This window comes from Paraconexibacter sp., from assembly GCF_059438195.1.
Window position 1 is genome coordinate 20,159 of record NZ_JBLKKY010000012.1, and the last position, 24,653, is coordinate 44,811.

Annotated in this window: 25 protein-coding genes; 6 read left to right on the plus strand and 19 right to left on the minus strand. The window is 73.9% G+C overall.

Annotated elements, in window-relative coordinates:
- Window positions 1-15: 15 nt before the first annotated feature.
- From ACME2J_RS06300 to flhA, 7 genes are all read right to left on the minus strand, one after another.
- Window positions 16-669 (minus strand): CHAP domain-containing protein, encoded by a 654-nt coding sequence (locus tag ACME2J_RS06300; protein ID WP_495544033.1) that lies wholly within the window; start codon window positions 667-669, stop codon window positions 16-18.
- A 261-nt stretch (window positions 670-930) separates the two neighbouring features.
- Complete coding sequence (locus ACME2J_RS06305; RefSeq protein WP_495544034.1) at window positions 931-1,737, minus strand: flagellin N-terminal helical domain-containing protein; 807 nt, start codon at window positions 1,735-1,737, stop codon at window positions 931-933.
- A gap of 169 nt (window positions 1,738-1,906) precedes the next feature.
- Window positions 1,907-3,118, minus strand: coding sequence for a glycosyltransferase family 2 protein (locus ACME2J_RS06310; protein WP_495544035.1), 1,212 nt, complete (start codon window positions 3,116-3,118; stop codon window positions 1,907-1,909).
- Window positions 3,115-3,504 carry a hypothetical protein gene (locus tag ACME2J_RS06315; protein WP_495544036.1) on the minus strand — a complete coding sequence of 130 codons (390 nt, stop codon included), beginning with the start codon at window positions 3,502-3,504 and terminating at the stop codon, window positions 3,115-3,117. Before ACME2J_RS06315 ends, ACME2J_RS06310 begins: the two co-directional genes overlap by 4 nt.
- Complete coding sequence (locus ACME2J_RS06320; RefSeq protein ID WP_495544037.1) at window positions 3,505-4,104, minus strand: hypothetical protein; 600 nt, start codon at window positions 4,102-4,104, stop codon at window positions 3,505-3,507.
- On the minus strand, window positions 4,101-5,858 hold the full coding sequence (locus ACME2J_RS06325; RefSeq protein WP_495544038.1) for a flagellar biosynthesis protein FlhF: 1,758 nt from the start codon (window positions 5,856-5,858) through the stop codon (window positions 4,101-4,103). Before ACME2J_RS06325 ends, ACME2J_RS06320 begins: the two co-directional genes overlap by 4 nt.
- Window positions 5,855-7,930 carry a flagellar biosynthesis protein FlhA gene (flhA, locus tag ACME2J_RS06330; RefSeq protein WP_495544039.1) on the minus strand — a complete coding sequence of 692 codons (2,076 nt, stop codon included), beginning with the start codon at window positions 7,928-7,930 and terminating at the stop codon, window positions 5,855-5,857. The genes ACME2J_RS06325 and flhA overlap by 4 nt, the downstream gene beginning before the upstream one ends.
- A 148-nt stretch (window positions 7,931-8,078) precedes the next feature.
- Between flhA and ACME2J_RS06335 the strand changes: the two genes are divergently transcribed.
- On the plus strand, window positions 8,079-8,618 hold the full coding sequence (locus ACME2J_RS06335; protein ID WP_495544040.1) for a Uma2 family endonuclease: 540 nt from the start codon (window positions 8,079-8,081) through the stop codon (window positions 8,616-8,618).
- A gap of 42 nt (window positions 8,619-8,660) precedes the next feature.
- Here the strand turns inward: ACME2J_RS06335 and flhB are convergent, their stop codons facing one another.
- Genes flhB through ACME2J_RS06360 form a run of 5 tightly spaced genes read right to left on the minus strand, consistent with a single transcriptional unit; the run spans window position 8,661 to window position 12,081 of the window.
- The gene (flhB, locus tag ACME2J_RS06340) at window positions 8,661-9,734 is read right to left on the minus strand and encodes a flagellar biosynthesis protein FlhB (RefSeq protein WP_495544041.1); all 1,074 of its coding nucleotides are present in this window, start codon (window positions 9,732-9,734) and stop codon (window positions 8,661-8,663) included.
- A 3-nt stretch (window positions 9,735-9,737) separates the two neighbouring features.
- On the minus strand, window positions 9,738-10,547 hold the full coding sequence (fliR, locus tag ACME2J_RS06345) for a flagellar biosynthetic protein FliR (protein WP_495544042.1): 810 nt from the start codon (window positions 10,545-10,547) through the stop codon (window positions 9,738-9,740).
- 22 nt (window positions 10,548-10,569) lie between these two features.
- Window positions 10,570-10,842, minus strand: a complete 273-nt coding sequence (gene fliQ / locus ACME2J_RS06350; protein WP_495544043.1) for a flagellar biosynthesis protein FliQ — start codon at window positions 10,840-10,842, stop codon at window positions 10,570-10,572.
- Window positions 10,843-10,852: 10 nt separating this feature from the next.
- The gene (gene fliP, locus ACME2J_RS06355) at window positions 10,853-11,488 is read right to left on the minus strand and encodes a flagellar type III secretion system pore protein FliP (RefSeq protein ID WP_495544044.1); all 636 of its coding nucleotides are present in this window, start codon (window positions 11,486-11,488) and stop codon (window positions 10,853-10,855) included.
- Complete coding sequence (locus tag ACME2J_RS06360) at window positions 11,488-12,081, minus strand: FliO/MopB family protein (protein ID WP_495544045.1); 594 nt, start codon at window positions 12,079-12,081, stop codon at window positions 11,488-11,490. Before ACME2J_RS06360 ends, fliP begins: the two co-directional genes overlap by 1 nt.
- 161 nt (window positions 12,082-12,242) lie before the next feature.
- On the opposite strand from ACME2J_RS06360, the gene ACME2J_RS06365 reads away from it, so the two are divergent.
- Together ACME2J_RS06365 and ACME2J_RS06370 are read left to right on the plus strand one after the other, a co-directional pair.
- The gene (locus ACME2J_RS06365) at window positions 12,243-14,096 is read left to right on the plus strand and encodes a hypothetical protein (RefSeq protein ID WP_495544046.1); all 1,854 of its coding nucleotides are present in this window, start codon (window positions 12,243-12,245) and stop codon (window positions 14,094-14,096) included.
- A gap of 65 nt (window positions 14,097-14,161) precedes the next feature.
- A complete protein-coding gene (locus tag ACME2J_RS06370; RefSeq protein WP_495544047.1) occupies window positions 14,162-15,148 on the plus strand; it encodes a patatin-like phospholipase family protein in 987 nt (328 codons plus the stop codon).
- 10 nt (window positions 15,149-15,158) lie between these two features.
- Here the strand turns inward: ACME2J_RS06370 and ACME2J_RS06375 are convergent, their stop codons facing one another.
- The 5 genes from ACME2J_RS06375 to ACME2J_RS06395 all read right to left on the minus strand — a co-directional run bounded on the left by ACME2J_RS06375 (window position 15,159) and on the right by ACME2J_RS06395 (window position 19,486).
- Window positions 15,159-16,733 carry an alpha/beta fold hydrolase gene (locus tag ACME2J_RS06375; protein ID WP_495544048.1) on the minus strand — a complete coding sequence of 525 codons (1,575 nt, stop codon included), beginning with the start codon at window positions 16,731-16,733 and terminating at the stop codon, window positions 15,159-15,161.
- A 107-nt stretch (window positions 16,734-16,840) separates the two neighbouring features.
- Window positions 16,841-17,248, minus strand: coding sequence for a flagellar motor switch protein FliN (fliN, locus tag ACME2J_RS06380; RefSeq protein ID WP_495544049.1), 408 nt, complete (start codon window positions 17,246-17,248; stop codon window positions 16,841-16,843).
- Window positions 17,249-17,258: 10 nt separating this feature from the next.
- Window positions 17,259-17,708 carry a flagellar basal body-associated FliL family protein gene (locus ACME2J_RS06385; protein ID WP_495544050.1) on the minus strand — a complete coding sequence of 150 codons (450 nt, stop codon included), beginning with the start codon at window positions 17,706-17,708 and terminating at the stop codon, window positions 17,259-17,261.
- A complete protein-coding gene (locus ACME2J_RS06390) occupies window positions 17,705-18,649 on the minus strand; it encodes a flagellar motor protein MotB (RefSeq protein ID WP_495544051.1) in 945 nt (314 codons plus the stop codon). Before ACME2J_RS06390 ends, ACME2J_RS06385 begins: the two co-directional genes overlap by 4 nt.
- Before the next feature lie 12 nt (window positions 18,650-18,661).
- Entirely contained in the window at window positions 18,662-19,486 is an 825-nt protein-coding gene (locus ACME2J_RS06395) for a flagellar motor protein (RefSeq protein ID WP_495544052.1), read from the minus strand.
- Between the two features lie 125 nt (window positions 19,487-19,611).
- Here ACME2J_RS06395 and ACME2J_RS06400 point away from each other — a divergent pair, with 125 nt between their 5' ends.
- The gene (locus tag ACME2J_RS06400) at window positions 19,612-21,219 is read left to right on the plus strand and encodes a lactonase family protein (RefSeq protein ID WP_495544053.1); all 1,608 of its coding nucleotides are present in this window, start codon (window positions 19,612-19,614) and stop codon (window positions 21,217-21,219) included.
- On the opposite strand, the gene ACME2J_RS06405 is transcribed toward ACME2J_RS06400, so the two are convergent.
- Complete coding sequence (locus ACME2J_RS06405; protein ID WP_495544054.1) at window positions 21,206-21,793, minus strand: nucleotidyltransferase family protein; 588 nt, start codon at window positions 21,791-21,793, stop codon at window positions 21,206-21,208. The genes ACME2J_RS06400 and ACME2J_RS06405 overlap by 14 nt on opposite strands.
- Window positions 21,793-22,620 carry a metallophosphoesterase family protein gene (locus ACME2J_RS06410; protein WP_495544055.1) on the minus strand — a complete coding sequence of 276 codons (828 nt, stop codon included), beginning with the start codon at window positions 22,618-22,620 and terminating at the stop codon, window positions 21,793-21,795. The genes ACME2J_RS06405 and ACME2J_RS06410 overlap by 1 nt, the downstream gene beginning before the upstream one ends.
- A gap of 168 nt (window positions 22,621-22,788) precedes the next feature.
- Here ACME2J_RS06410 and ACME2J_RS06415 point away from each other — a divergent pair, with 168 nt between their 5' ends.
- Window positions 22,789-24,339 (plus strand): FAD-dependent monooxygenase, encoded by a 1,551-nt coding sequence (locus ACME2J_RS06415; protein WP_495544091.1) that lies wholly within the window; start codon window positions 22,789-22,791, stop codon window positions 24,337-24,339.
- Window positions 24,333-24,599, plus strand: a complete 267-nt coding sequence (locus tag ACME2J_RS06420; RefSeq protein ID WP_495544056.1) for a DUF1905 domain-containing protein — start codon at window positions 24,333-24,335, stop codon at window positions 24,597-24,599. The genes ACME2J_RS06415 and ACME2J_RS06420 overlap by 7 nt, the downstream gene beginning before the upstream one ends.
- Window positions 24,600-24,653 lie beyond the last annotated feature (54 nt).

Genomic DNA, 24,653 nt, shown 5'->3' on the forward strand with positions numbered 1-24,653 from the left:
CGTCCGCGCCCCCGGCTACCCGAGGCGGACGTACCCGAGCGCGCTGCCCGGTGCGTGGGTGCGGCGGGTGACCATGTCGCTCGAGTTGCCCTCGATCGTGTGGACGGTCCCGTCGGCGGCGACGGACTCGACGACGCCGATGTGCTCGTCCCACACGATGAGGTCGCCCGGCTGGGGGCGGACGGGCGCGACGCTGCCGTTCGGCAGGGCGCGGCCGGTGCGCTGCGCCCAGGCATAGAGCGCGTCGACGCTCGCGAAGCCCTGACCCTGCTCGCCGAGCGGGACGCCGCCCTGCTGCGCCACCCAGCTCGTGAAGTACGCGCACCACGGGCCGATGCCCGGGTTACCTGGCATCGCGCTGCGGTACTGCGCGATGCGCGGAGAGTTGTTCGAGCCCGGGGGCTGCTCGGTGACGCCGACCTCGCCGGCCGCGGCGGCGACGATGCGCGCTCCGGCGGTCCCGGTGCCCATGAGGCCGGGGGAGGCGGTGGGCGCGGTCGCGGTCGTCGCGACGGGGGCGCCGGCGGCGGTCGCGCTGACGAGCTGCGCCGCGAACGCCGAGGACGGCGGCGCGGCGACGCCACCGGTCGCCGCCTGACGGCGGGCGTCCGGGTTCGTGAGCTGCTGGATCTCGGCGATCCGCGCGACGGTGGCCTCGATGCCGGTCATTCCCCACCGGTGATCGGCCGCCGGGCCGCGAGGTTGAGGGCGCGCCGGCCGTCGCCCGCGCCACCTCCCTGAGGCGCCGAGAACTCAGGAGCGGTCCCCATGCGACCCGATGTGAGTTCTCGGCCGGTCGGGGGGCGCCGGGCGGGGCCAGGGCGACCGAGGCGAGAACGACGGAGGACGACGACGGGCGGCCATCGCTGACCGCCCGTCGCCGTCCGCGATCCAGTCCCCCTGGATCGAGATGAGTCTCCTGCGCGTCCGCTACCGCAGGAGCGAGAGCACGCCCTGGGGCGCCTGGTTGGCCTGCGCGAGCATCGCCGTGCCGGCCTGGGTGAGGATCTGGTTCTTCGTGAACTTCACCATCTCCTCCGCCATGTCGACGTCGCGGATCCGCGACTCCGCGGCGACGAGGTTCTCCTGCGCGGTGGCGGCCGCTCCCAGCGCGTGATCGAGGCGGTTCTGGACCGCGCCGAACGTCGAGCGGGCCGAGGAGACCGCGGTGATCGCCGCGTCGATCTCGGAGATGTCGGTGCTGCCCGCCGTCGTCAGCGAGTAGTACGTCGAGCCGACGGTCGAGCCGAGGCTGATCGTCGACGCCGTGATCTGCTGGCCGTCGTTCGCGCCGACCTGGAACGTGATCGTGCCGCTCGCGTTGAGCAGGTTGATCCCGTTGAACTCCGCCGAGGTGCCGATGCGCTCGATCTCGGAGGCGAGCTGGTTGACCTCGGTCTGGATGGCGTCACGGCCGGCCTGCGAGAGCGAGCCGTTCTTGTACTGGACGGCGAGCTCCCGCACGCGCTGGAGCATGGAGTGGACCTCGTCGAGCGAGCCCTCCGCCGTCTGGACGAGCGAGACGCCGTCCTGGATGTTCCGCTGCGCCTGCGCGAGGCCGCGGATCTGACCGCGCATCTTCTCGGAGATCCCGAGGCCCGCGGCGTCGTCGGCGGCGCGGTTGATGCGGTAACCGGAGCTGAGACGCTCCATCGACTTCGAGACCATCTCGGTGGAACGGTTCAGCGCGTTCCAGGACTGCAGGGCCTCGACGTTGTTCTGAATGCGAAGGGACATCGCGACTTCTCTCCTTGAAGACGATGGGTTTGATCTGTCCCGGAGCGCCTCCATGGCACTCCTTCTGCAGACGGAGTCGTCGGCCTCTCAGCGGGGGACTTGAGAGGTCCTCCCCGGGGACTGGACGTTTCTGGACGCCCCCGGCGACGCGCGCGGAGACGCGCGCCGTTCAGCGGGCCGCGCCGGCGATGCCGTCGCCGTGCAGCGACTCGAAGGTCGCCTTGTCGCGCACGATCTGCGCGTCGATCCAGGCGCGCAGCGACGGGTCCGCGGTCCCGACGGTCTCGCTGAGGCCGTGGCGGACGCGACTCGACCGCACGAGGACAGGCGGCGTCCCCGCGGCCCGGAGCCGGACGAGGAGGTCGGTGTCCTGGAACCAGATGCGCAGCCGCGGATCGAGGAACTCCCCGGGGGTGACGCCGAAGCGGTCGATGGTGTCCGCGCGCAGCGCGAAGCACCACGCCGCGAAGTCCTCGCGCATCGCCCCGTCGACGGTGAGGGGGAACGCGACCTCGGCCGGCCGCGCGGAGTCGGTGAGGGCCTCGCGCAGCGGCGGCCACCAGCCGGGCAGGACCTCGACGTCGTCGTTGCAGACGACCATGAAGCGGCCGCGCGCGGCGCGCAGACCGGCGTTCACCGGGGCCGTGAAGCCCTGCGGGGGCGACCCGTTGTCGACGATGATGACCTCGTGGGCGGCGTCGGTGTGCTCCTGGAGCGCACGCACGCAGCCCCGCAGCCGATCGCCGGTCGCGTCGAGCGTCGGGATGACGATCGACAGCTCCGGATCGGAGCCGTACTTCCAGCCGCCGCGGGCGGCGGCCGCACCCGGGCCGGGACGCGAGACGACGGCGCCGGGGACGACGCGCAAGGCGCCGTCGGGGGCGAGCGCCGCGACCGCGGCGGCGACGACGTGCCCGTCGGGGGCGCGGAGCAGGCCCGCCTCGGCGGCCTCGCGCAGCGCGTCGGTCCGCGCCGCGAAGGCGGGGGCGGCGACCGGCGGGACCGCGGGGTCCTCGGCGCGGACGGCCGTCGCGATGGCGAGATGCGGGTCGCCGGAGACCTCGCCGTGCAGCGCGGCGAGCCAGCCCGGCGCGACGCAGCCCCCGTCGGGGAGGACGGCGAGATGCGGCGTGCCCACGCGGGGGAGCGCTGCGGAGAGGGCGCCCGCGACGCCGCCCCGCCGGCTGGCGCGGACGACGGCGACGTCGCCCTCGACGCGCCGGAGGAGCTCGTCGAGCACGCCGCCGGAGACGTCGGCGAGGACGACGTCGTGGGCCGGCTGCTCGCCGAGGCCCGCGATGCTCTCGAGGCAGGCGAGGGCATCGGTCTGCGAGGTCGGGAGGATGGCGACGATCGTCGTCGCGCTCGGGGTCGTGGTCACGCGGTCTCCTGATGGGCGGCGGCCGCCGCGGCGGCGTCGACGGCCCGGCGGGCCTCGGCCTCCGCTTCGGCGGCCTCCGCGGCCTCGAGGATGAAGCGCCGCATCTCGTCGAGCTCGGCGCGAGCGAGCTGGCGCCAGACGACGACGGCGGCGGCCCAGGCGGCGAAGTAGGCGCCGATGCCGACGAGCAGGCCGCGGAGGGTCGCGTCGGCGAGAGGCAGGTTGGTGCGGAGCGCGAGCAGCGTGCCGAGAGCGAAGCCGGCGAGGCCGCCCCAGCCCTTCACCGCGCCGATCGAGCGCTGCGCGCGCGGGTGGTCGCTGAGCTTGAGGCCGGCGCTGGTGTCCGGCTCGGCCGCCTCGTCCTTCTTGCGACGCCGCCGCGCCATCTAGGCGACGCTCCCGCGGTGGACGCGGTGATCGGCGGCGTAGCGCACGACGAGCGCGCGGTCGGTCGCGCTGATCACCGTGAAGACGACGGTCGCGAACTCGCCCTCGACCTGCTGGATGCGGAACTGGCCCTCGACGAGGGGCGTCCCCGGCAGCTCGAGCTCGAACGTGTAGAGGCGGCCGGGCGCCGCGTCCGGGATCCCCCGGACGATCATCCCGCCGCCGGTGACGTCGGTCGTCACCGCGCGACGAGCGATCGCGTCCGGTGCGATCCGGCGGATGACGAGCGGGGCGGCGACGTGGGCGCGGACGAACTCCGGCCGGCGCTCGACGGTCATCGGCGCCGTGTGCGTGAACCGGTACATGCCGGGGACGGGCGTGCGCACGAGACGGCCGCGCACGTGGCCCATGCCGTCCGCGCCGGCGAACTCGAGAGTGGCGCGGACGTCGTCGCCGACGACGGTCTGGGAGCCCGGCTCGACGTCGATGTCGAACCAGCCGGACCCGCGGTCGTCGACCGTCGCCTCGAGGCGACGGTTCCGACCCACGACGAGTGCGACGCGCGCGCCGACCGCCGGTCCGCGGGTCCCCCAGCTCATGCGATCAGCCCCTCGGCGATCTCGGTGGGGTCCGCGGGCCGCATGCCGGCATCGACGCTGCGGCCGCGGGCGACGAAGGAGAGCGGGGTGCGGGTCTCGATCGCGAGGTCGACGACGGTGCCGAGCGCATCGGTCTCGTCGGCGTGGGTCATCGCGATCGCGGCCGTCCCGAGGGCCTGCGTCCCCTCGAGGAGGTCGCGTGCCGCACGCGGCCCGATCGTCGCGGGCATGACGAGATGGATCTCGTCCGCGTGGAGCTGCGCCAGCTCGGCCGCGAGGACGCGCAGCTCGGCCTCGGCGCGGGGGCTCACCCCCGGCGTGTCGATGAGCACGATCGACTCCTCGCGCAGCTCGGCGACCTTGCGGGCGGCGACGGCCGCGTCGTGCTCGGCGTGGATCGCGACGCCGACGGGCGAGAGCAGCTCGCGCAGCTCGGCGCCGCCGTCGTGCGGCCGCAGCGAGACGCACGCGACCGGGAGCGGCGAGCGACGGGCGTAGGCGGTCGCGAGGCGGGCGACGCAGCGCGTCTTGCCCGCGCCGCCCGGGCCGACGAAGCCGACGACGCGGCCGCGGACCGCGTGCGTCGGGATGCGGGCGGCGAGCGCCCGGCGCACGAGCGGGACGAGGCTCGGGTCCTTGGCGAGCGGGGCGAGATGGGTGACGGTCTCGTCGACGAGCGCCTCGGCGAGCTGCGTGCCGACGCCGACGTCGACGAGCGCGTCCCGCAGGGCGACGGCCTCGGGGTCCTGCACACGTCCCGCGGGGAGGACCTCGGCGGCCGGTGGCGCCGGGACGAGGCCCGCCTCGACGGGCGGCACGAGCGCGGCCTCCTCGACGGCGGCAGGCTCGGGCGCGGTGGGCTCCTCGGGCTCAGGTGCGGTGGCGGCCGGCTCGGCGACGGCGGGCTCGGGCTCGGCGACGGGCTCGACCGTCTCGGGCTCGGGCTCTGCGAGCTCGGGCTCGGCGTGCGGCGGCTCCGGCATCACCTCGTCCGCGACGGGCGCGGCGAACTCCGGCTCCGGCACCACCTCGTCGACGACGGGCTCGTCGTGCTGCGCCTCCGGCACCACCTCGTCCACGACCGGCGCGGCAGGCCGCGGCTCCGGCACCACGTCATCCACGACCGGCGCGGCAGGCCGCGGCTCCGCCACCACCTCGTCCGCGACCGGCGCGGCAGGCCCCGGCTCGTGGAAGGACGGCTCCTGCACGGCACCCTCGGCGTCGCCGACGGGCGGCGCGGACTCCGCGGTCTCGGCGGCGCGCGCCTCGGGCTCGGGCTGCGGGATCTCCGGGACCTGCGGGGCGACCGACGGCCGGTGCGCCGGCGCGGGCGCCGGCGCGCGCAGGAGCGTGCGCAGGTGCTCCTCGAAGCTGTCGGCGGCGGCCCCGCGCTCAACCGTCGAACCGGATTCCTCCGCGGCCATGTGGACGGAGGAATCCTGTTCGGCGGGGAGGGGGCGGCCGGCCCACAGCTCCGGCTCCGCCGGCGGCTCGGGCTCGGCCCAGCTCTCCGGCTCGGCCCACGTCTCCGTGTCGCCCGGCAGCGCCGGCTCGTCCGCCTGGACGTCGATCCGCGACGCCGCGGGCCGGGCGTCGACCTCGATCATCCGGCGGGCGAAGAAGCCGCCGACGCCGCCCTCGGCGTCCTCGCGCTGGGCGAGGATGACGGCGTCCTCCCCGAGCTCCGCGCGGATCTTCGGGAGGAGCTCGTCGAGCCCGCGCCCCCTGTAGGTCTTCACTCCGTTCGCGCTCATGCGCTCACCACTCCGATCGTCTCGACGCTGATCCCGGGTGCGATCTCGTTGTACGCGCACACCGACAGCTGCGGCAGCGCCTGCTCGCTGAGCCGCCGCAGGTGGCGGCGCACGCGCGAGCTGCAGAGGAGGACGGGCTTGCGGCCCCGGGCGACCGCCGCCTCCACCTGATCTCCGAGCCGGGCGACGAGATCGGCCGCCCGGTTGGGGTCCATCGCGAGGTACTCGCCGTCGGCGGTCTGCGCGATCGCCTCCGAGACCTCCTGCTCGAGCATGGGGTCGAGCGCGATCGCGCGCAGCCGCTGCTCCTCGTCGAGGTAGGGGGCGACGATCGTGCGGCCGAGCGCCTGGCGGGCGTACTCGGCGAGGAGGTCCGGGTCGCGGGTGAGCCGCGAGCGGTCGCCCGCCGCCTCGAGGATCGCGCCGAGGTCGCGGATGGACACGCCTTCGCGCAGCAGCGCCTGGAGGACGCGCTGGACCTCGCCGACCGACAGGAGCTCGGGGACGACCTCGTCGACGACCGCGGCGTTCGACTCCTTGAGCCGATCGAGGAGCGCGCGCGTGTCCTGTCGCGTGAGGAGCTCGGCGACGTGGCGGCGGATCGTCTCGGTGAGGTGCGTGACGATGACCGACTCGGCATCGACGACCGTGTAGCCGAGCGCCTCGGCCTCGGCGCGTGCCGCGTCGGGGATCCACACCGCGGGGAGGCCGAAGGCGGGCTCCGTCGTCTTGATGCCGTCGACGGTGCCGACGGCGTCGCCAGGGTCGAGGGCGAGCTGGTGGCCGGGCGTGATGCGACCGCGGCCGACGACCGAGCCGCGCACCTTCATGACGTACTCGTGCGAGGCGAGGCCGACCTCGTCGTGGATGCGGACCGACGGGATGATCGTCCCGACCTCCGAGGCGATCTGCCGGCGGACCGCGCCGACGCGCTGGAGGAGGGCGCCGCCCGACCCCGCCTCGCTGCTCACGAGCGGGACGAGGCCGAAGCCGATGCAGAGCTCGAGGGCGTCGATGCCGATCGCGTCGAGCGCCTGGTCGCGCGGGCTCGCCTGTGCGGACGCCTCGAGCGCGGCCTGCTCGGTCGCGGCGCGCGCCTCCTCCTCGGCCTTCACGCCGTCGGACTTCATGAGCGCGCGGCCGGCGAAGAAGAAGACCGAGCCGATGACGAGGAACGGGATCTTCGGGAGACCTGGGACGAGCGCGAACGAGCAGATGACCGCGCCGGCGACCATCGGCGCCTTCGACTGCGCGGTGAGCTGCCCGGCGATGTCGGTGCCGAGGTCGTGGTCCGAGGCGGCGCGCGTGACGATGATGCCCGTGGCCACCGAGATGAGGAGCGCGGGGATCTGGGCGGCGAGGCCGTCACCGACCGTGAGGAGCGAGAAGTGCTGGGCGGCCTCGCCGAACGGCATCCCGAGCTGGACGACGCCGACGACGATGCCGCCCACGAGGTTGATGAGCGTGATGAGGACGGCGGCGATCGCGTCGCCCTTGACGAACTTCGAGGCGCCGTCCATCGACCCGTAGAAGTCCGCCTCCTTCGAGATGTCGTCGCGGCGGCGCTTCGCGTCCTCCTCGGTGATGAGGCCGGCGTTGAGGTCGGCGTCGATCGCCATCTGCTTGCCGGGCATCGCGTCGAGCGTGAACCGCGCGCCGACCTCGGCGACGCGGCCGGCGCCGTTCGTCACGACGACGAACTGGATGACGACGAGCACGAGGAAGATGACGAGGCCGACGACGACGTTGCCGCCGACGACGAACGTGCCGAACGCCTCGACCACCTCGCCGCCGTCCCCCTCGAGGAGGATCATGCGGGTGACGCTCACGTTGATCGCGAGGCGGAAGAGCGTCGTGAGGAGGAGGAGCGACGGGAACGCCGCGAAGTCGAGCGCGCGCGGGATGTAGAGCGTCGCGACGACGATGGCGAGCGCCATCGAGATGTTCAGCGTGATCGCGAGATCGAGGACCGCCTGGGGCAGCGGCACGATCATCATGACCACGACGAGGACCACGACGCCGGCGGCGACGAGGTCGGAGTACTTCGTGATGCGCTGGAGGAGGAATGCCAACGGGTCGCCCGGGCGGTTGGAGGGGGACCGCCCCGGTCTGCCTCTACATCGGCATCGGCGGACGGATGTTGAGGGGACGAGACTCGCCGGGCGCGCCCTCATGGAGGTGTGGACACCCCTCGGGAGCCGACCTACGATGACCTTCCCCATGCACGTCGCCGCACGCTTCAACACCGCGGAGTTCGTCGCGCTCGACGAGGCGCCGCCGGGCCTGCGCTTCGAGCTGCTCGACGGTGAGCTCGTCACGATGAACTCGGCGGGACTCCCGCACCAGGCCGTCGTCCTGCGAATCGCGTCGTCCCTCCTCGCGTGGAGCGACGCCCGCGGCGACGAGGGCGGCACCGTCGTCATCGATCTCGACACCGATGCCGGGATCGACACGGTCTTCCGCCCCGACGTCGCGTGGTACGCGCCCGCGCGCGGGGTGACGATCGACACTCCGCTGCCCCTGCCGGTCGCGGACCTCGTCGTCGAGGTCCTCTCCCCGGCGACGACGCGGTACGACCGCACCACGAAGCGCGCTCGCTACCTCGCTCACGGTGCGAGCGAGCTGTGGCTCGTCGACCCTGCGGGCCCGTGCGCGACGGTCATCACCGGCGACGGGGAGCGGAACCTCGGCCCCGACGACGCGCTCACCTCGCCGCTGCTCGACGGCTTCCGGCTGGCGCTCGACCGCCTGCTGCGCTGACGGCGCGCGCCGTGGTCGCGGGCGGCGTCGGGGCTCCCGGACTCAGGCCGGGACCGGCCGGCGCTGGGCGGTGCGATACACGTACGCCAGCACCTCGGCCACCGCGGCGTAGAACTCCTCCGGGATCTGCTGGCCGATCTCGACGCCCGAGTACAGGGCGCGGGCGAGCGGCGGGTTCGGCACGACCGGGACGTCGTTCTCGGCCGCGATCTCGCGGATGCGGAGGGCGACGAGGTTCTGGCCCTTCGCGACGACCTCCGGCGCGGCGAGCCCGGGGTGGTACTTCAGCGCGACCGAGTAGTGCGTGGGGTTCGTGAGGACGACGTCCGCGTCGGGCACCGCGCCCATCATGCGCGACCGGGACGCCTCGATCTGGCGGCGCCGGATCTGCGAGCGGACCTCGGCGGGGAGCGCCTGGCCCTTCTGCTCCTCCTTGACCTCCTGCTTGTCCATCTTCAGCTGCTTCTCGTGCTGGTAGCGGCGCCACGCGAGGTCGACGAAGCCGATGAGCAGGTAGGCGGCGCCGGCCCGCAGCGCGATCGCCTTGACCTCGCCGGACAGCGCGGTCGCGAGCTGGATGGGCTCGATCCCCACGAGCGCCCCGAGCTCGGTGAGCTTCGGCGCGACGGCGGCCATGACGATGGCCCCGACGATCGCGACCTTCGAGATCGACTTGAAGCCCTCGAAGACCGCGTTGGGCCCGAAGATGTTCTTGAAGCCCTGCATCGGGTTCATCCGCTTGGGATCGGGCTTGATGGCCTTCGGCATCGGCTGCGGGCCGACCTGGATGATCCCGACGAAGAACGCGGTGACCCCGCAGGCGAGCGCGATCGGCGCCACGCTGAGCAGGGCCGCGGCCCCGGCGTCGAGCACGATCGACCCGACGCCCTCCCGGTCGACCTCCTCGAAGCGCGTGATGCTCGTGAGCGACGTGCGCATCACGTCGGCCATGCGATCGACGATCCCGGGGCCCGCCGCCCCGAGGGCGAGGACGCCCGCGAGGAGGATGAGCGCGCCCGAGAGATCCGTCGACTTCGCGACCTGGCCCTTCTCGCGGGCCTCCTGGCGCTTCTTCGGTGTCGCCTTCTCGGTCTTGTCGCCGCCGCTCTTCGCCACGTCTCACCCCCCCTCGAGCTGCAGGGTCCGCAGGGCCGCGGCGACCGACGCCTGCAGCTCGTCGCCGAACCACGAGACGACGAACGGCAGGGAGACGCCGAAGAGGATGAGCCCGACGACGACCTTCGCCGGGAAGCCGACGGCGAAGACGTTGAGCTGCGGGACGACGCGCGAGACGACGCCGAAGGCCGCGTCGGTGAGGATGAGCGCGAGGACGACGGGCCCGGCGACCTGGATCGCCGCCGAGAAGATCCCGACGAACACGCGGTCGGCGCCGGCGACGAGGGCGGGGAGGCTCGGGTATCCGTCGATCGGCACGAGCTCGTAGGTCTTCGCGATGCCCTGGATGACCCACGCGTCGCCCCCGATCGCGATGAAGACGAGGACGCCGACGAGCGCGTAGATCCGCGCGAGCACCGACGACTGGTTGCCGGTGACCGGGTCGATGAGACCGCCGTAGGCGAAGCCGATGAGCGTGTCGAGGAACGCCCCGGCGACCTGGAGCGCCGCGAAGAACGCCGCGAGCGCGAACGCGAAGCCGGCCCCGACGAGGATCTCCTTGCCGATCAGGCCGCCGAGGTTCCAGGCGTCGAGCGAGATGTCGGCGGTGCTGCCGATGACGGGCGCGAGGCCGATCGCGAGGGCGACGGCGACGATGCCGCGCACGCGCGCGGGGACGTTCTGCGAGCTGAAGAGCGGCGCGAGGAGGAAGAGCGGCGAGACGCGGGCGAGGACGAGGAAGAAGGCGACGACCTGCTGCTGGCCGATCTCGGCGATGAGCTGCTCGACGGTGAGGTCCTCGAGGGGCGCCATCCGTGCTCCCGCGGGGCCAGGCTCAGGCGCCGGTGAGCGCGGGGATCTGGCCCCACAGCTCGGAGGTGTAGACGAGGAGCTGGTTGAGCATCCACGGGCCGGCGATGACCATCACCGCCGCCATCGCGAGGATCTTCGGGATGAAGGAGAGCGTCTGCTCCTGGATCTGCGTCACCGCCTGGAAGACGGAGACGACGAGGCCCGCGAGGAGCCCGACGAGGAGCAGCGGGAGCGCGATCTTCAGCGTGAGCTCCAGCGCCTGCGTCGAGAGGCTGACGATGACGTCCTGATCCACGCGGTCCCCCTCAGAGGAAGCTCTGGACGAGCGATTGGGTGATGAGGTGCCAGCCGTCGACGAGGACGAAGAGCAGGATCTTGAACGGCAGGCTGATGAAGACCGGTGGCAGCATGATCATGCCCATCGACATGAGCGTCGCGCTGACGACGAGGTCGATGACGAGGAACGGCAGGAAGATGAGGAAGCCGATCTGGAACGCCGTCTTCAGCTCGCTGATGATGAACGCGGGGATGAGGACGTGGGTGGGGACGTCGGCCCGCGTCTCGGGCCGGTCCATGTCCGCGAGCTTCACGAAGAGCGCGAGGTCGTTCGTCCGCGTCTGCTGGAACATGAACTCGCGCAGCGGCTGCTGACCGCGCTCGAACGCCTCCGACTGGCTGATGCGGTTCTCCGTGAGCGGGTCGATCGCGTCCTCCTTGATCTGGGAGAACGTCGGCGCCATGACGAAGAGCGTGAGGAAGAGGGCGATCCCGACGAGAACCTGGTTCGGCGGCGCGGTCGGCGTGCCGAGACCGGTCCGGATGAAGCCGAGGACGATGAGGATCCGGGTGAACCCGGTGACGGTGAAGAGCAGCGCCGGGACGAGCGTGATCGCTCCGACGAGCAGGAGGAGCTGGACGGTCCCCGACCCGTCCTCCGTCATCACCGGACCGTCCTGCGCCGCAGCGCCTCGATGACCTGCTGACCGCGCGTCGTGCCGGAGCCCCCGCCGGCCGTGAGACCGGCGCCGCCGAACAGCCCGCCGCGGGTGGGCGGCGTCGCGTCGTCGTCCTCGTCGTCGATGAGGCCGAGCTCGCGCGCCTCCTCCTCGGAGTACGTGCGGATCGGCGTGACGCCGTGCTCGGCGACGCCGACGAGCACGAGCTCGCGGCCGGCGTGGACGAGATGGAGCGAGCGGTTCGGGCCGAGCGCGATCGTCGCCGCCGGGCGCAGGCCCGTCCCGGTCGTGCGCTCCTCCTTGGCGGACTTCATCTGCCGCAGCACCCACGAGAGGCCGTAGATGACGCCGATGACGATCGCGAGGCCGACGATCGTGCGGACGAGCCCGCCCCCGCCGCTGCCGACGGTGTCGAGCTGCGTCGGCCCGTTCTCGACCGGGAGGTCGAGCGGCACGTCCTCGCCCTTCGCCGGGTCTCCCGGAGCCGCGAACGCGACGACGGGCCCGAGCGTGAGCAGGGCGAGGGCGAACGGGACCATCGCGAGGACGACGGCCCGGACACGGGTCGTGAAGAGCATCGGTGGAGGGATGTCGACCGGGGGACGGAGGGAGGGATGACTCCCGGTCCGTCCGGTGATCGGCACCGCGCTCGCGGAGTTGAGCGAGAGAATCCCCCGGAAGCGCGCGACGCGGCTAGGCTTGCGCGAACTGCGTCACCCATCGTGGGAAGGGAGCCCCGGTGCGCACGCCCGTCGCTGCCGTCATCGCCGTCGTCATCGCCTTCGGCGTCACCGCGCCCGTCGCGCAGTCCGACGACCGGCTCTACGCCTCCGAGCTCGCTTTCGGCGGGATCGTCCGGTCGATCGATCTCGACAGCGGCGCGGTCACCGACCTCTACGGCGGCCTGGGCTCTCCGTGGGGGCTCGACATCGACATCGCGCGGGAGCGGCTCGTCTGGGACGACGCCTTGTCGGACGTCGTGCTCACGGCCCCGCTCGGCGGAGGCGGCACGCCGACGGTCCTCACGGCCACGGGCGGCGGTCCGCAGGGCCTCGCCGTCGATGCGCCCCGCGACCGCGTGGTCTGGGCCGAGGCTCTCACCGGCTCCTTCGGCGCGGCCCCGCTCGGGGGAGGAGCGCCGTCGATCTTCGCGACCTCTCCCGACACGCCCCGCGGGGTGACGCTCGACGCGACGGCCGGCCGCTTCTACCTCGCCGCGGGAGGCGTCCGGACGACCGGCGTCGGCGGCGGCCCGGCTGCGCTGCTGTACGCAGGCTCTCCCGCCCGGATCGCGGTGGACCGCGCGGGCGGGCGCCTCTTCTGGTCCGACCAGGGGACGGACACGATCCTCACCGCTCCGCTCGACGGCTCGGGTCCCGTGACGACCGCGATCGCCCGCAACGCCTACGCCCTCGCCTACGACCCGGCCACCGACGAGCTGTTCTGGTCCGAGCCGTTCACGGACGACACGATTCGCCGCGCACCCGCTGACGGAGCGGGACCCGTCACCGACGTCGCCTCGAACCAGGACTTCGTGGGGCAGATCACGCTGCTGCGCGAACCCGTGAGCACCGCCCCGCCGGTCATCTCCGGGGCGCCGGTCGAGGGGCAGACGCTGAGCTGCTCGGCGGGCTCATGGGCCCCCGACTCGCCCGAGGGCTTCGTGCACCGTCCCCCCGGCTCCCTCACGTACGCGTGGGAGCGCGACGGCACGCCGATCCCGGGCGCGACCGGCGCGACGTACGTCCCGACCGCCGCCGGCCCCCACCGCTGCCGGGTCACCTCGACGAACCTCGCCGGCGCGACGCAGGCGGTGAGCGCCGCCGTGCAGGTCCTCGCGGCGCCCCCCGCGCCGACGCCACCGGCGCCGCTCGCCGTCTCCTCGCCGCCGACGACGTCCTGCCCGCCCGGCAACTCCGTCGGCGTCACCTGCGCCCCGCTGCCCGGCGGCGGCTTCTTCATCGTCGGCACGCCCGGCGACGACCGCATCGTCGGCGGGCCCGGGAACGACACGATCGCCGGTCTCACCGGCAGCGACGTGATCAGCGGCGGGCCGGGCGACGACCTCATCGGCGGTGGCGACGGCGACGACCTCGTCGGCGGCAATCAGGGGGACGACACGATCTACGGCGACGCCGGCAGCGACAAGCTCCGCGGCGACGACGGCAGCGACGAGCTCGGCGGCGGCGCGGGCGAGGACACGCTCCTCGGCGGCGACGGCGACGACGACCTCCAGGGCGACGAGGACGACGACGACCTCCAGGGCGACGAGGACGACGACGACCTCCAGGGCGGCGACGGGAACGACCGGCTCTCCGGCCAGGAGGACGACGACCGCGCGAGCGGCCAGAACGGCGACGACCGCGTGTTCGGCAGCGAAGGCGACGACCGCCTCTTCGGGAGCCAGGGCGACGACCACCTCTCCGGCGGCGACGGCGAGGACCATCTCTCGGGCGGGATCGACGACGACCGCCTGCGGCCGGGCGCCGACCGCGAGGACGACGAGCTCGTCTGCGGCCCGGGCCGCGACGTCATCTCGCCCCGGCACGCCGACCGCCTCGACCGGGACTGCGCCGGGGCCGGGCGCCGCTGAGAGCCCCCCCCCCCGACCGGGGACCGGCGGGTAACCGCGCGTCCGGCGCGGGGCTACCTCGCCCCGTGACCGGACCCGCGCCCCTCCCCGCCCGACCGAAGGTCGGGATCGTCCTCGGCGCGGGCGGCATCACCGGCATCGCGTGGCTCGCGGGCGCCCTGCGTGCGATCCACGCGCGCACGGGCTGGGACCCCGCGCGCGCCGACATCGTGAGCGGCACGTCGGCCGGCGCGATCGCGGGGACCGTCCTCGCCGCCGGCCACGACCCGGCCGGGCTCCTGCGCTACGCCGAGGAGCCCGAGGCGCTCGACGCCGCGATCGCCGCCGCGACGCGCGACCGGAGCCGGGAGGGTCGCGCGGTGCCGCTCCCCGCCTCTCTCGGCCTCGTCGCCGAGGGCCTGCTCGCGCGCGACGTGCGACGGCGGCTCGTCTCGCTGTCGGGGCTCGTCCCGCGCGGCCTGCGGTCCGCCGACGAGATCCGCGGCCTCACGCACGAGGCGTGCCGCGACGGCTGGCCGACGCGGACCGAGCTGTGGCTCCACGCCTGCGACATGCGCAGCGGCGAGCTCGTCACCTTCGGCCGGCCCGGCGCCCCGCGGGCCCCGCTCGCCGACGCGGTCGTCGCGTCGTGCGCCGTCCCGGGCTACTACCGCCCGGTGCAGATCGGCGAGCGCCGCTACGTCGACGGGGGCGTCCACTCGTTCGCGAACGCCGGCGAGCTCGTCGGCGCCGGCTGCGACATCGTCGTCGTCCTCTCGCCGTTCGCGACGCGGGAGCGCGGCCCGCTCGCGGACATCGCCGTCTTCGGCGCCGTGCGCGCCGCCGCGGCGGCGCACGGCGCGCGCGAGGTCCGCCGCCTGCGGGCCGCCGGGGCGCGCGTCGCGACGATCTCGGCCGGCGCCGACGACATCCGCGCGATGGGTCTCAACCCGATGGACCGCTCACGGAGCCGCGAGGTCCTCGAGACCGCGGAGCGCTCCGTGACCGCCCGGCTCGGCGGCGTGCTCGACCGTCTCGGCGTCGCCGCGACGCCGGTCCGCCGCGCGGCCTGAACCCGAGCCCTCAGCGCCCGAGCACGACCTCGCGCATCGCCGCGACGAAGGCGCCGGGGCGCTCCCACAGCGGCCGGTGCCCCGCGCCGTCGAGGACGACGCGCTGCTTCACCGGCGCGTCGAGGCTCCCGTACCAGTCGTCCGCCGGCACGGCCCGGCCGCGGGCCTCGTGGCGACCCTGCACGAGGTAGACGGGGATCGCGAGCGACGGCGCGTCGTCGCGCAGGTCCACCTCGCGCAGGTCGGGGTAGAGGGCGGCGAAGACGTCGAGGAAGGCGCCCATCGCGTGGAGCGACTCGAGGAGCGTGTACTCCTCCACGAAGAGGTTCTCGGAGAACCCGCCCTCTCCCTCGGAGGCGCCGGTGCGGTCGTACGGGTACACGTCGTGCTCGTGGGCGAGGGCGGGCTCGTAGTCGAGGATCCGCTCGTACGGGGGCGGACCGAGCTCGGTGAGCTCGTCGACGATGCCGTCCTCACCGGTGCGACGCGCCCAGTCCAGCGTGTCCGCGTAGAAGAGCCTGTCGGTCGCGGTCGGGCTCACCATCTGCCCCGTGCCGATGAACGCCTCGAAGCGGTCGGGCGCGTCCCGGGCGGCGAGCACCCCGACGAGCGACCCGTAGGACTGGCCCACGAGGTGGATGCGATCATCGCCGAACCGCCCCCGGAGGTGGTCGGCGACGGCGACCGTGTCACGGACGGCTCCGTCGAGGCTGAGCGTCTCGGCCGCGTCGAGCTCGCCGTAGGACTTGCCGGTTCCGCGTTGATCCCAGGTGACGACGACGAAGTCCTCCTCGAGCGCCTCGAGGTGCCGGCGCATCGCCCCGAGCTCGCTGCCGCCCGGGCCGCCGGCGAGGAAGAGCAGGACCGGGTTCTCGACGCTCCGCCCGCGGATCATGAGCGCGAGATCGCGCCCGTCGACCTCGACCTCGGTGAGCTCGGCGACGCTGCCCGGCAGCGGCTCGCCGTCGGGGCCGAGGATGGGGTCGGTGCTCGCCGGCCGGGCGATCGCGTTGGCGAGGAAGACGAGCCCGACGGCGACGAGGGCCGTCGCGGTCCGGCGCGCGATCAGCGCCGCGCGGGCGCGCCCGCGGACTTCCGCGAGCGTCGCGGCGCCGGCTCGGCGCACCCACGCCGCCCCGAGCACGGCGCCGAGCGCCATCGGGACGAGGGCGACGAGACCATGGACGCCGCGACCGGACCCGAGCGCGACGAGTCCGTAGGTGCTCAGGTGGATCCCGTCGACCGTGGGGCCGTCCGCCCCGGACCGCGCGAGCTCGAAGGCGACGATGAACGCGACAGGGGCGACGAGCATCGCCCAGCGCGAGCGCAGGAGCACGCCGGCGAGACCCCCGAGCGCGAGGCCCACGCCCATCGCGGTGATCGCCTCGAAGGCCGAGAGCGGCCCGCGCGGGGTCCACAGGCCGGCGGTGATCCCCCACGCCCACGCGGCGAGGACGACGACGGCGGGTGCCGTGCGGCGGTCGAGCGGCCACCGCGGGTCGGCGGCCACCGGGGCGCGGGAGGCGGCGGCCTGCCCGTCCGGGGAGGTCGCGGCGGGGCCGTCGGGTCGCGTCAGCAGTCGCACGCCCGCAGCGTCGCGCCGCGGGCCGGTACGGGGACCCGCCCGGCGCCGCAGACCTCGGACGGTGGAGTCCCGCCCCGCCTCCGCGGAAACCCGCAGCCGCCGCGGCGTCAGGCCGCCTCGGGGAGCTCCCCAGGCGCGTCCGGGCCCGGCTCGACCGCGGGCGGCCCGTCGGGCGATGCGGGATGCTCGGCCTCGGTCGAGCGCTCGGCGCCGATGACCTCGGTGATCCGCAGGCCGAACTCCTCGTCGATGACGACGACCTCGCCGCGTGCGACCGGCCGGCCGTTGCAGAGGAGGTCGACCGGCTTGTCGGCGAGCCGGTCGACGGTGACGACGGACCCGGGACCGAGGCTCAGCGCCTCGCCGAGCGTCATCCGCGTCCGGCCCACCTCGACGGTGAGCTCGACGAGGACGTCGGTGAGTCGCTCGAGGTCGCCCGGGATCGCGGCCGCGGGGACCGGCTCGGGGGGGACGGGGGTGCCGTCGAGGGGCTCGAACTGGACGTCGTCGCTCATCTTCTGCTCCTCACTGCACCGCGATGTCCGTGAACAGGACGTCCTCGACCTCGACGTCGGACTCCTTGTGAAGACGCTCGAGGATGTGCTCCTTCATCTTCTCGCGACCCTTCGAGGAGGTGAGGTCCTTCGCCTTCGCCCCGGTGAGCTCGTCGGTGACGATCGCGCGGACCACCGGCTCCTGGGGAAGGAGCCCGAAGCCCTCGGGGGGCTTCGGCGGAGCGCTGTGGCCGCCTGCCTCCGGCGCCGCGTGGAACCCGTGCTCGAAGACGAGCGCCACGCCGAGTCGCGCGTACTGACCGCTGTCGAGGTTGACGAGGAACTCCTTCGGGAGCACGTAGACCTCGCCCTCGATCTTCGGCGGCGGCCCGTCCTCGGCAGGCTTCGCGAGCGCGAACTTGTAGCCCCCGCCGACGAGGACGAGGAGAAGGGGGACGATGAACTTCAGCTGGTTCTTCACGGCACCGGTGCCTCCGTGGCGTCGGGTCGGATCGAGGGTTCCTCGGGATGGATCGACGGGATCTCGCCGTCGTCGGTCTCAACCGTCTCATCGGCATCCGCGCCGCCAGATTCAGTTCCCGAGCGCGCCGCTTCACCGTTCGGCGGGAAGCGCCGGGGCACGAGGATCTCGACGCGCCGGTTGAGCGTCCTGCCGCCCGCGCTGTCGTTCGAGGCGACGGGGTCCACGGCGGCGCGTCCCTGCGCGGTCAGCCGCTTCGCGGCCATGCCGCCGCGGACGAGGACGCGGACGACGCCCGTGGCGCGGGCGGTGCTCAGCTCCCAGTTCGTCGGGAACTGCACCGTCGAGATAGGGATGTCGTCGGTGTGGCCCTCGACGAGGACGGCGTGGTCGCGCTGGACCTTGAGGACGCCGCCGATCGTCTCGACGAGCTCGGCGCCCTTCGGCTTCACCGTCGCGCTGCCCGAGTCGAAGAGGAGGTCGTCCGTGAGGATGCGCACCTCGAGACCGTCGTCGGAGATCTCGGTGCGGACCTTGCCGCCGAGGCCCTGCTCGGAGACGGCCGCGTCGATCGCCTCCTTGAGCTTCTCGAAGTCCTTCTGCTCCTTGCGGCCCTGCGCGGCGCGTTCCTTGCCGCTCGCCGCGTCGCCGGCCGCCTGGGACGGCTCGAGCGGCGGCGCGATCGCCTCGTCGACGTCGGGCGGTCCGCCGCCCTCCTGCCGGATGCCCTCCCCGCCGGGGAAGACCTTGCCGCTGAACGCCTCGGACAGCGAGCGCTGCAGGCCCTCGAACTTGCTCACGTTCACCGAGCTGATCGAGAACAGCACCATGAAGAGCGCCACGAGCAGCGTCATCATGTCGGCGTAGGTGACGAGCCACGACTCGTCGAAGTGCTCCTGGTGGTCGTCGTGACCGCCCTTGCGGCGGCGCGAGCGGGCCATGGCGGGCGGCTCCTAGGCCGCCTCGGCCGCGGCGCCGCCGTCGACGGCGGTGAGCGACGGGCGCTTGTCCTCCTCCATGACCGCGGCGCGCTCGGCGGGCGCGACGAAGCTGAGGAGCTTCTCCTGCACGATCCTGGGGTTGTCGCCGGCCTGGATCGCCATGATCCCCTCGAGGACGAGCTGGCGGGCGTGGACCTCCTCGCCGCTGAGGGCCGTGAGCCGCGACCCGACCGGCAGGAAGATGAGGTTCGCGGTCGCGATGCCGTAGAGCGTCGCGATGAACGCGGTCGCGATCGAGGGCCCGAGGGTCTCCGGCGCCGAGAGGTTGCCCAGGACGTAGACGAGGCCGACGACCGTGCCCATGACGCCGATCGTCGGCGCGAAGGCGCCCGCCTTCATGAAGACGTTCGCGTTGGCCTTGTGGCGGGCGTGCATCGCCTCGGTGTCGGCCTCGAGGATCTCCTGGAGGAGCTCGGGGTCGGTGCCGTCGACGACGAGCTGCATGCCCTTGCGGGTGAACTCGTCCTCGATCGTCTCGATCTCGTCCTCGAGCGCGAGGAGGCCGTCCTTGCGGGCGCGCTCCGCGAAGCCGGTGAGCCGCCGGACCGAACCCGCGAGGTCGAGGTCGGGCGGAGAGAACGCGGTCTTGTAGAGGGTCGGGATGAGCTTGAAGCGCTCCATCCCGACGGCGGCGAGCGTGCACCCCGCGACGGTCGGCACGATGATCACGAAGGCCGCCGGGTTGATGAGCTGCGCCGGCGAGGTCCCCTTCATGATGCCGCCGATCACGAGCGACACGATCGCGACGACGACGCCGATGGCGGTTGCAGCCTTCATCGTTCCGATCGTCGGACGCGGGCGCGGGATCTTCAGGGGCGTCCAGCGCGCGCTGGACGCAGCGGGCGTCGCAGATCGGTCTCGCGCGACTTGCCTCGGTGGCCTACGGAGTGCAGAGTGCGGCCATGTGCAGGAGGTCTCTCGCCGCCGCCGTCGCCGGCGCCGCGCTCGCGGCTCTCGCGGCCGCCGCGCCGGCGTCCGCCGAGAGCCAGCCGGAGTGGCTGGGGACGACGTTCTGGACCGACTTCTACGAGCCGAAGGGGCTCGGCGAGGGCCGCCCCGACGCCGTCGCCTACTCGCCCGACGGCCGCGACGTCATCGCGGTCCGCGCGAGCGACGAGACCTCGGCCCGCGTCCGCGTCGTCGTCACCCGGCAGTCGTCGAGGACGGGGCGGCTGACGCGCCTCTCCGGGGAGCGCGGCTGCCTCGCGCTGCCGGCGGCCGAGGGCTGCCAGGCGCTGCCGCCGATGCCGCGGAACATCACGCACCTCGTCGCGGCCCCGGACGGCCGCGCCGTCCACGTCGTCGGCGAGGGCGTCGTCACGCTCGCGCGGGATCCCGACAGCGGGGCGCTCGCGCCGCTGCCGGGCGGCGGCTGCCTGCCGACCGGACCGGCCGGCTGCGGCGGGCCGGGGCCGGCGACGACGCTCGTCCAGCCGACCGCCGGGCGCGCGGTCGCGATGGCGGGGGGACGCCTCGTCGCGCTCGGCGCCCTCGCCGACGGGTCGCTCGCGCCCTCGTCGGCGCTCGGCGCCTGCCTCTCGGACCTCCCGTCCCCCGGTTGCGTCACCGGCCTCACGCCCGGCTGGTCGGGGCAGGCCCTCGTCGCCTCGCGCGACGGCCGCGACGTCTACGCCGCGAGCGCGATGACCGGCACGCTCGTCGTCCTCCACGCGCGCTTCACCGGCGACGGGCGGCTGGTCGAGGCGACGCCGGCGCTCACGGTCCCGCGCGCCTGCCGCGCCGAGGACGGCCCGGGCGACCTCGACTTCGAGGACTGCGTGCCCGTCGAGGCGGCGCTGCCCGCCGACGGGCGGGGCCTCTACCTCACGAGCGCGCGCAACCGCCTCCTCGTCGACGAGGAGGACGAGGACGGCCTCCTCGTCCGCCGCGACCGGGACACCGGTGAGCTGACGCGGCTCCCGTGCACGTCGGCGCGGCGCTGCCCGACCCTCGGGGCGCCGATCGCCGTCTCCGCCGACGGCCTCCAGGTCTACTCGACGCGCTACGAGACGGTGAGCGAGGCGCCACGCGACGGCGCGTTCATCCGCACGTGGGCCCGCGACCCCGACACGGGCGGCCTGCGCGACAAGGACGGCGACGCCGGGCGCGACACGAGCCTCGGGGTCGCCGACGGCGACTTCCCTCTGCGGTACCTGCACGTCTCGCCGACCGAGCGCTGGCTCACGACCGACTCGCTCGAGGTCCTGCGCCGCCGCGACGCGCGTCCACCGCGGATCTTCGTGCGCAACCTGCCGAAGGGCTGCACGCGCCGGTCCGTGCGCCTGCGGATCAGCGTCGCCGGTCGCGACACGAAGCGCAGCACCCTCGTCACCGCCTACGCGGTCATCGGGTATGACCGCGGCCCGGACCTCGTCCGGCGTCGCACCCGCGCCCGGGCGTTCCACGTGCGCGTGCCCCGCCGTCGCGACGACGAGATCGAGGTCTACGTCGAGGCGCCCGGCAAGGACCGCAACGACATCGCGGTGGTCCGGACGTTCAGGTTCTGCTGAGGATCTCGACGTCCTCGGGCAGCACCTCGAGCTCGCGCAGCAGCAGGAAGAACGCCCGCGCGTACGGCGACTCTCGCGTCCGGGCGATGAGCGCGGGCCAGTCGATCTGCTCGCGCAGGGCGCGGGCGACCTCGACGATCGGGGCGTAGTCCAGGCGCTGCTCGCTGAGGGCGAGGAGCTTGCCGGCGAGGACGTCCTCGAGCGACATGACCGGCATCCCGATCGCGAGGACCGAGAGGTGCTCGGCGGCCTCGATGTCCTCGCGTGACACTCCGGGGAGGCCCGTCGGATCGAAGATGAGGTCGATCATGACGTCGTCGTCGTAGGCCTTCGCGAGCCACTCCTCGGGCGGGCGCTCGGTGCGCATCCCGATCCCCTCGAGGACGGTGAGCGCCTCGTCGACCTCGTCGGCGGGGACGACGAGGTCGATGTCGTTCTGCGAGCGCGGGCCGCCGCGCGCCCAGCAGGCGAGGCTGCCGCCGAGCATGAAGGCGACGCCGCCGTCGCGGAGCGCCGCGGTCGCCCGCCGCAGCGTCTCGGCGAGCCTCGCGTGGGTCTGCGCCTGCTCGCCCATCAGTGCAGGGAGGGCACCGCGCGGTCGACGCCGGCGAGCTCGAAGATCCAGAAGTGTCGCTGCATCACCGGCACCGAGACGTTGTGGACGGGGATGCCGCCGAGCGAGCCCGCGAACCGCCCGGCGTGCGCGTGGCCGTGGAGGACGAGCTGCGGCTGGTGCTCGACGAGCGGGGTCGCGAGCCGGTCGGTGCCGAGCATGTTCCAGATCTCGGGCGGCTCGCCTTCGAGGGTGGCGGCGATCGGCGCGTAGTGCAGCAGCGCGATCCGCACCGGGCAGTGCGAGATCGCCTGCAGGCAGCGGTCGAGCGCCTCGACGTCCTCGGTCGTCTCCTCGTAGAGCGCGCGCAGCGACGGCTCGCCGAAGTGCGGGAGGCGGTGGCCGTCGAAGCCGCCGACGAAGCCCTTGAGCCCGACGATGCCGACCTCCGTCTCGCCGAGGCGGCAGATGGCGTGCTGCTTCTCGAGGATGGTGATGCCGCCGTCGGCGAGGACGGCCGTCGTCTCCTCGACGCGGTCGGTGTGCCAGTCGTGGTTGCCGAGGACCGCGTAGATCGGGAACGGCCGGTCGCGGCAGGCGTCGGCGAGGACGCGCGCCTGCTCGGGCTCGCCGTGGGTCGTGAGGTCGCCGGCGAGCAGGAGCATGTCCGCGCGGCCGTCGAGGTCGCAGAGCGCCCGAGCCGTGTCCTCGCGCATCTCCTCGTGGCAGTGCAGGTCGCCGGCCGCCGCGATGCGGACGGTGTGCGCGACGTCGTCGGCCGGCGGGCGGCCGGGCGTCGCGACGTCGATGGACCGGTCGACGGCGTCGTCGCCGTGAGACGGAGTCATGTGTGCGGCGATACCCCGTCGGGCCGCGCGCGAAGCTGGAGCTGCGCGGGCGGCGCACTCGTGCGCCCCGCCATGTCCAGATTACACCGCACCCGGGGGCTTGAAACAAGCCCCCGGGGGTGCCCCATACTGCTCCGCCGCACACGACGAGGAGGCGCAGAGATGGGCGTGGAGGAGCATGCGGTGGTGGTCGTCGGAGGCGGTCCGACGGGGATGATGCTCGCGGGCGAGCTGACGCTCGCGGGGGTGGACGTCGCGGTCGTCGAGCGGCGGGCGAGCCGCGAGCTCGCCGGGTCGCGGGCGGGCGGCCTGCACGCGCGGACGATCGAGGTGCTCGACCAGCGGGGGATCGCCGGGCCGTTCCTCGCCGAGGGGCAGCCCGTGCAGGCGGTGCAGTTCGGGCCGGCGCCGATCGACATCGGCGACTTCCCGACGCGGCACCCCTATGTGCTCGGGCTGTGGCAGAACCACATCGAGCGGCTGCTCGCCGACTGGGTCGACCGTCTCGGCGTCCTCGTCCATCGCGGCCGTGAGGTGACGGGTGTCCACCGGGACGACGACGGGGTCGACGTCGCGCTCGCCGACGGCGGGGCGCTGCGCGCGCAGTACGTCGTCGGCTGCGACGGCGGTCGCAGCACGGTCCGCAAGGCGGCGGGCATCGCGTTCCCGGGGTGGGACGCGACGACGAGCGCCATCCTGGCCGAGGCGGAGATGAGCGGGACGCCGGAGATCGGCATGCGCCGCGACGAGGTGGGCACGCACGCCATCGGCCGGGTCGACTACGAGATCCGCGACGGCGCGGTCGTCTTCGCCGAGGAGGGGCCGGTGCGGGTGATGATCACCGAGCGGGAGGTCGGGGCGGGGAACGGCGCAAGTGCCGAGCCGACGCTCGGCGACGTGCGCGACGGGCTCCAGGCGGTGTACGGCACCGACTTCGGCATCTGTCGTCCGACGTGGATCTCGCGCTTCACCGACACGACGCGACAGGCGGAGCACTACCGCCGGGGACGCGTGCTCGTCGCCGGGGACGCCGCCCACGTCCACTCACCGGTCGGCGGGCAGGGCCTCAACACCGGGGTGCAGGACGCGGTGAACCTCGGGTGGAAGCTTGGGCTCGTCGTCCGCGGGGTCGCGTCCGACGCGCTGCTCGACACCTACCACGACGAGCGCCACCCGGTCGGCGCCCGCGTGCTGCGCACGACGATGGCCCAGGTGGCGCTCATGCGTCCCGGCGACGACCGCGCCGACGCGCTGCGCGAGACCGTCGTCGACCTCATGAGCAGCGACGAGCCGCGCCGGCGGTTCGGCGCCATGCAGTCCGGGCTCGACATCCGCTACGACCTCGGCGAGGGCCATACGCTGCTCGGGCGGCGGATGCCGGACGTCGACCTGGTGATCGAGGGCGCGCCGGTCCGGATGTACGAGCTGCTGCACGAGGCGCGGCCGGTGCTGGTGGGGCTCGGGGCGCCGGGCGTCGTGGACGTCGGCGGGTGGGCCGATCGCGTGCGCGTCGTCCGGGCCACGTGCGACGGGCCGTGGGAGCTGCCGGCCATCGGGGAGGTCGAGGCGCCGGGGGCGGTCCTCGTGCGGCCCGACGGGTACGTGGGGTGGGTGGGCGTCGGGGACCGGGCGAGCGACGGACTCGTCGAAGCGCTCGAGAAGTGGTTCGGGCCGCCGATGAGTCCGCCCGCGGGCGAGGAGTCTGAGGGCGCATGGTGAGACAGTTCGACGCCCGTCTGCAGAAGGGCGACGCGCCGGGGGCGTGGACGTGCGTCGTGATGGACGATGCCGCCGAGCTCTTCGGGACCCGCGGCCTCGTGAAGATCCGCGGCACGATCGACGGCGAGCCGTTCACCGGAGCGCTCATGGCGCAGGGCGACGGCACGCACCGGCTCCCGGTGAGGGCGGCCCTGCGGGGGGCGATCGGCAAGGCGGCGGGGGACACCGTGCGCGTCCGCATCGACGAGAGGATCGGGTAGCCGCGTCGCGCCACGCATCACTTGACCGCGGGCGCACCCGCCGCGTAACATGCA

Bases quoted from the DNA above. Each gene is read 5' to 3' on its own strand.
- ACME2J_RS06300 (WP_495544033.1), bottom strand. From the start codon at position 669: ATGACCGGCATCGAGGCCACCGTCGCGCGGATCGCCGAGATCCAGCAG.
- ACME2J_RS06305 (WP_495544034.1), bottom strand. From the start codon at position 1,737: ATGTCCCTTCGCATTCAGAACAACGTCGAGGCCCTGCAGTCCTGGAAC.
- ACME2J_RS06315 (WP_495544036.1), bottom strand. From the start codon at position 3,504: ATGGCGCGGCGGCGTCGCAAGAAGGACGAGGCGGCCGAGCCGGACACC.
- ACME2J_RS06320 (WP_495544037.1), bottom strand. From the start codon at position 4,104: ATGAGCTGGGGGACCCGCGGACCGGCGGTCGGCGCGCGCGTCGCACTC.
- ACME2J_RS06325 (WP_495544038.1), bottom strand. From the start codon at position 5,858: ATGAGCGCGAACGGAGTGAAGACCTACAGGGGGCGCGGGCTCGACGAG.
- ACME2J_RS06335 (WP_495544040.1), top strand. From the start codon at position 8,079: ATGCACGTCGCCGCACGCTTCAACACCGCGGAGTTCGTCGCGCTCGAC.
- fliR (WP_495544042.1), bottom strand. From the start codon at position 10,547: ATGGCGCCCCTCGAGGACCTCACCGTCGAGCAGCTCATCGCCGAGATC.
- fliP (WP_495544044.1), bottom strand. From the start codon at position 11,488: ATGACGGAGGACGGGTCGGGGACCGTCCAGCTCCTCCTGCTCGTCGGA.
- ACME2J_RS06360 (WP_495544045.1), bottom strand. From the start codon at position 12,081: ATGCTCTTCACGACCCGTGTCCGGGCCGTCGTCCTCGCGATGGTCCCG.
- fliN (WP_495544049.1), bottom strand. From the start codon at position 17,248: ATGAGCGACGACGTCCAGTTCGAGCCCCTCGACGGCACCCCCGTCCCC.
- ACME2J_RS06390 (WP_495544051.1), bottom strand. From the start codon at position 18,649: ATGGCCCGCTCGCGCCGCCGCAAGGGCGGTCACGACGACCACCAGGAG.
- ACME2J_RS06395 (WP_495544052.1), bottom strand. From the start codon at position 19,486: ATGAAGGCTGCAACCGCCATCGGCGTCGTCGTCGCGATCGTGTCGCTC.
- ACME2J_RS06400 (WP_495544053.1), top strand. From the start codon at position 19,612: ATGTGCAGGAGGTCTCTCGCCGCCGCCGTCGCCGGCGCCGCGCTCGCG.
- ACME2J_RS06405 (WP_495544054.1), bottom strand. From the start codon at position 21,793: ATGGGCGAGCAGGCGCAGACCCACGCGAGGCTCGCCGAGACGCTGCGG.
- ACME2J_RS06410 (WP_495544055.1), bottom strand. From the start codon at position 22,620: ATGACTCCGTCTCACGGCGACGACGCCGTCGACCGGTCCATCGACGTC.
- ACME2J_RS06420 (WP_495544056.1), top strand. From the start codon at position 24,333: ATGGTGAGACAGTTCGACGCCCGTCTGCAGAAGGGCGACGCGCCGGGG.